This is a genomic window from Methanohalobium sp. (assembly GCF_046546175.1).
Lineage (GTDB): Archaea > Halobacteriota > Methanosarcinia > Methanosarcinales > Methanosarcinaceae > Methanohalobium.
The window spans coordinates 1-3,874 of record NZ_JBKGYF010000118.1 but is presented as its reverse complement, the minus strand read 5'-3'; the positions used below and the strand labels follow the sequence as shown (position 1 = coordinate 3,874).

The window sequence follows — 3,874 nt, the reverse complement described above, 5'->3', positions numbered from 1 at the left end:
GCACGCATATGATTCTTCTGGGTCAGATACATACATTATACAATCGTTTAGCAAAATACTTATATTTTTTTGACTATTTACCATACCCCGATGCTAAACAGGGTGTCCTGCACCTGAATATCTATCTTCAAACTTGCTGAAGTCGAGTTCTTCTACGAAGGAATCTACCAGGTAACAGATATGGTCTGAACTTATCATGTCTCTTATATCAGGTGGCAGCAGCCATGTCTGGTCTTTAGATGATTGGATGAAAGCCATGTTAATAAATTAATCACTATTAGAAATAATAATTATTTTGTAGCAACAGGAACCCATCTCTCTCTTATAAAGAGGAGAACCTGAGACACCAGACCAAGTACTGGAAGTTCTATAAGTGGCCCAATAACAAGTGCAAGAGCTATTAATGGCTGTTCTGGAAAAGCAGTAAGAGCTATAGCCAATGCTATAGGTGAGTTTCTGGCAAGTGTAGTTAAGTTTAAACTCGCTGTGTCCTGATAATTGAATCCTGCAAACCTGCCAACAATCTGTCCAAAGAAGAATACGATTACAAAGAATACTAGAACAGGTATAAGAAGCTGGAGTAATACGTAAGGATTCTGTACCAGATGTTCTCCCTGGGATGCAAACATCGACATTATTGCAAGATTCAAAAACACTAATTGAACATAATCCATTTTTGGATAGACTTTTTCTTCGAGCCAATATTCTTCCATGAACCGTTCTGATATCTGTTTTATAAATATAGAAATGAATAGGGGTACCATCAGTATCAGTAGAATACTTTCTACGAGTAATGAAGTATTTATAGTGGTTATAGTACCTGCAAAAAGGAGTAGATATACAGGCAATAAGATAAGCTGTAAAACCAGGTTCATTGGAAGGATAGATGTGGATAACACAATGTTACCTTTAGATAGCCCTGTAAAAACAAGGTACCAGTCGGTACATGGTGTTACCATGAGCATTATGAAACCAATCCATAGTGCTGGTGAATCTTGCAGGAAAATAAATCCAAGTATAAAAGCAAGTAACGGGTTGAATATAAAGTTGATGGAGAGACTTATCCCTGCAAACCTGAAATTTCTAAAAGAATTTTTGAGCTGGTTGAGAGGTATCTGTAGAAATATACCACACAACATTATAATAAGAAATGGAACTATAAAAAACTCAGCATACATTCCAACAACAGGAATTTGTCCAAGGACCAATCCCAATACTACCGAACCTAAAATCACCAATGATTGGTACTTTTCAAATGCGTCCATTTCTTATTAAACCCATAACGAATGATGATATAAATAATTAATCAAAAATTAGGTAAATTATCTTCCAGGTCTTTCACCAAAGGTATTATGGTAACGCTGGATAATTGATCCAAGATAATCAGATGTTACTTTTGAAGATTTCTTTGACATGAAACTTCTAAATGGAAATTCAGTGTCGCAGTAGGTACAGCGAGCATATTGACAGCCTTTTATTGATTCTGGACAGCCTGTACAATATTTTGCCCTTGAATAGAATAGATTGAATGAATTTCCACATTCAGGACATGTAAGTGTCGTATTAGAATCATAAAATTGTTTACTTACTCCCCGTCTTTGTAATTCACTGCTGTATCTTTCATCTCGGTAAGGGTCATTGATTAATGTATCTTCATTTTCTTGCATCTGTTTTCACCTTAGATAACCTTTACATTAAGTAAATATTGCGTGTAAATATACATATAACAACTTATTGTAATCTGTAAACAGCTTTTATGTTATTCATAGTGTATACATAATTCAAGCTTTGAATAAAACAAATAAGATGTTTTTAATTGATAATAAGTAAACAATTCAAACAATATTCAATATTATTTTCTTTAATAATATCAAACCTGTTAATTTATTACAATGGGTTATTTTTTAAGGATTTAAAACGTATTTGTAAATAGCAAAAGGAACACTGGTATTTCTTTGTTGTTCATCAAAAAAGTGGTTGCAAGTCTGGAACAGGTTCCATCGCTTATATAATATAAAGGAGTTGATTGCAGTGTATGGTATTGCACTTGATTTGGGAACAAGCGGTTTTCGAGCTCAATTAATTGACCTTAAAACTAAAAATGTCGTTAAAACTGCTCTTACAATGGGACATCCTCTTCCAGGGGGAAATGTTACTGATCATCTGGATTTTGCAATTAAAGCAGGGGAATCAGTTGCTCACAGAATAATAATAGATACAATTAAAAAAATAATCACCAGATTTAATATCGAGCCGTACAATATAAAGAAGATAGCTGTATGCGGGAATCCTATCCAATTATCACTGTTTCAAAATATAGAATTCAGAGACCTAGCCTATGCTGGAGAGAACATGCAAAAAAGATTGGGTATAAGTGATGTTAACCGTGATGCAAGGATATTTCCTGCAAAAGAGATTTTTGATGGGATAGTAGATATGCCTGACTGCAATATTATTGTGCCTCCTGCCATCAGGCATGAAATTGGTGCCGATGCATTGGCAATGATGGTAGAAACCGATTTTCTGGACCATGAAGCTCCATCACTTATTACGGATTACGGAACAAATGCAGAAATGGCAATAAAAGTTGGAAACAGAATCATTACTGGAAGTGCAGCAGCAGGTCCTGCTATAGAAGGCCAGGGTATTAGCTGTGGTATGCTTGCAAGTCCAGGTGCTATATCCGATGTAAACCCTGAAGGAGATTTCTGGAGAGTTACAGTTCTTAATGAAAATATGGAAGAATCTAAAGGGGATTTGATAGACCCTGTCACCGGGATGGTAATAGAAAAATCTGATGTAGAAGCAGTTGGTCTGACAGGAACTGGATTAATCTCTGCTTTGTCACTGGCTATTAAAACTGGATTAATGAAAAATATCCCGGAGTTACCCAATGGCAAATTGATTCTGGGTGATAGGGTAAAGTTGACTGAAAAAGATATAAGAGAAGCTGGGAAAGCTATCGGTGCAATAAGGGCAGTCCAATTAACTCTCCTCGTAGAATCAGGAATAAAATACCAAGACCTTGAGAATGTATACATGTCCGGGGCTTCTGGTACATATGTTGATGCAGATAAAGCAAGAGAGATTGGTTCATGTCCCAATTTTGCAAAAAGAATAGTTCAATTTGGAAACACTTCAATTTCTCTTGCAAAAGAACTTGTAATTGATGATTCAAAATTGGATAAAGTCATTGAACTAGCTAACACTATAAAAGCCGACCACCACATGATGGCAACTAGTGATACATTCAAGGATTTCTATTCATGCGAACTTGCATATTGGGAAGAGGGAATGCCAATTGAGCAGTATAATGAATTTTTGGAGATATACGGATATCCAAAAATACCCGAAACAAATGAAAACCCAATCAAAGAAAAACGTGTTAAAAAGGACATTGAAGATGTAGGAATGGATGGAGTCACAATAATAAACGATATTGGAATCAAAATTGAAGAAGATGCTGTAGGATGTGTTGAGTGTTATAAATGCGAAGAAGAATGCCCTGAAAATTCAATAATTGTCGTTAAAAAAGAAGGGACTTACTTCACCAATTATACCTCACATAAGTGCCTCGGGACAAGTTGTCGTAGGTGTGTACGTGCCTGTCCTGTGAATGCAATTCAGTATAAGGACATAAAGGTAATTTCCCATTAATTTTTATTTTTATAAAGATTGAAGGTGTTACAGAAAAGGCTCAGTAGAAAGAAGAAAGGTTCTAACGATTACAGTAAACTGAAACACCAGATAGCCAAATATTATGAGAAATCAGCAACCAGAGATAAAACTTCCAGCATAAGTTAGGTTCCAGATTGATAAGCGAGAACCAAGCTGTCTGTCTGGAAAGTTTGAATGTAAAATGACTGCTGACAAA

3 protein-coding genes and 1 pseudogene are annotated in these 3,874 nt (G+C 35.6%); 1 reads left to right on the top strand and 3 read right to left on the bottom strand.

The features are described from left to right. Positions 1 to 99: 99 nt before the first annotated feature. The 3 genes and pseudogenes from ACLFMM_RS09405 to ACLFMM_RS09395 all read right to left on the bottom strand — a co-directional run. Positions 100 to 258: pseudogene (locus tag ACLFMM_RS09405) on the bottom strand (IS5/IS1182 family transposase); the annotation flags it as partial. Between the two features lie 32 nt (positions 259 to 290). Beyond that, positions 291 to 1,265, bottom strand: a complete 975-nt coding sequence (locus ACLFMM_RS09400; RefSeq protein WP_410808476.1) for an arsenic resistance protein — start codon at positions 1,263 to 1,265, stop codon at positions 291 to 293. 57 nt (positions 1,266 to 1,322) lie between these two features. After that, positions 1,323 to 1,667, bottom strand: a complete 345-nt coding sequence (locus tag ACLFMM_RS09395) for a hypothetical protein (RefSeq protein ID WP_410808475.1) — start codon at positions 1,665 to 1,667, stop codon at positions 1,323 to 1,325. A 364-nt stretch (positions 1,668 to 2,031) separates the two neighbouring features. On the opposite strand from ACLFMM_RS09395, the gene ACLFMM_RS09390 reads away from it, so the two are divergent. Continuing rightward, the gene (locus ACLFMM_RS09390) at positions 2,032 to 3,657 is read left to right on the top strand and encodes a methylamine methyltransferase corrinoid protein reductive activase (protein WP_410808474.1); all 1,626 of its coding nucleotides are present in this window, start codon (positions 2,032 to 2,034) and stop codon (positions 3,655 to 3,657) included. The last annotated feature ends 217 nt before the right edge of the window (positions 3,658 to 3,874 follow it).

What these genes read in the sequence shown, in the direction of transcription:
- ACLFMM_RS09400 (WP_410808476.1), bottom strand. Translation starts at nt 1,265, where the DNA reads ATGGACGCATTTGAAAAGTACCAATCATTGGTGATTTTAGGTTCGGTA.
- ACLFMM_RS09395 (WP_410808475.1), bottom strand. Translation starts at nt 1,667, where the DNA reads ATGCAAGAAAATGAAGATACATTAATCAATGACCCTTACCGAGATGAA.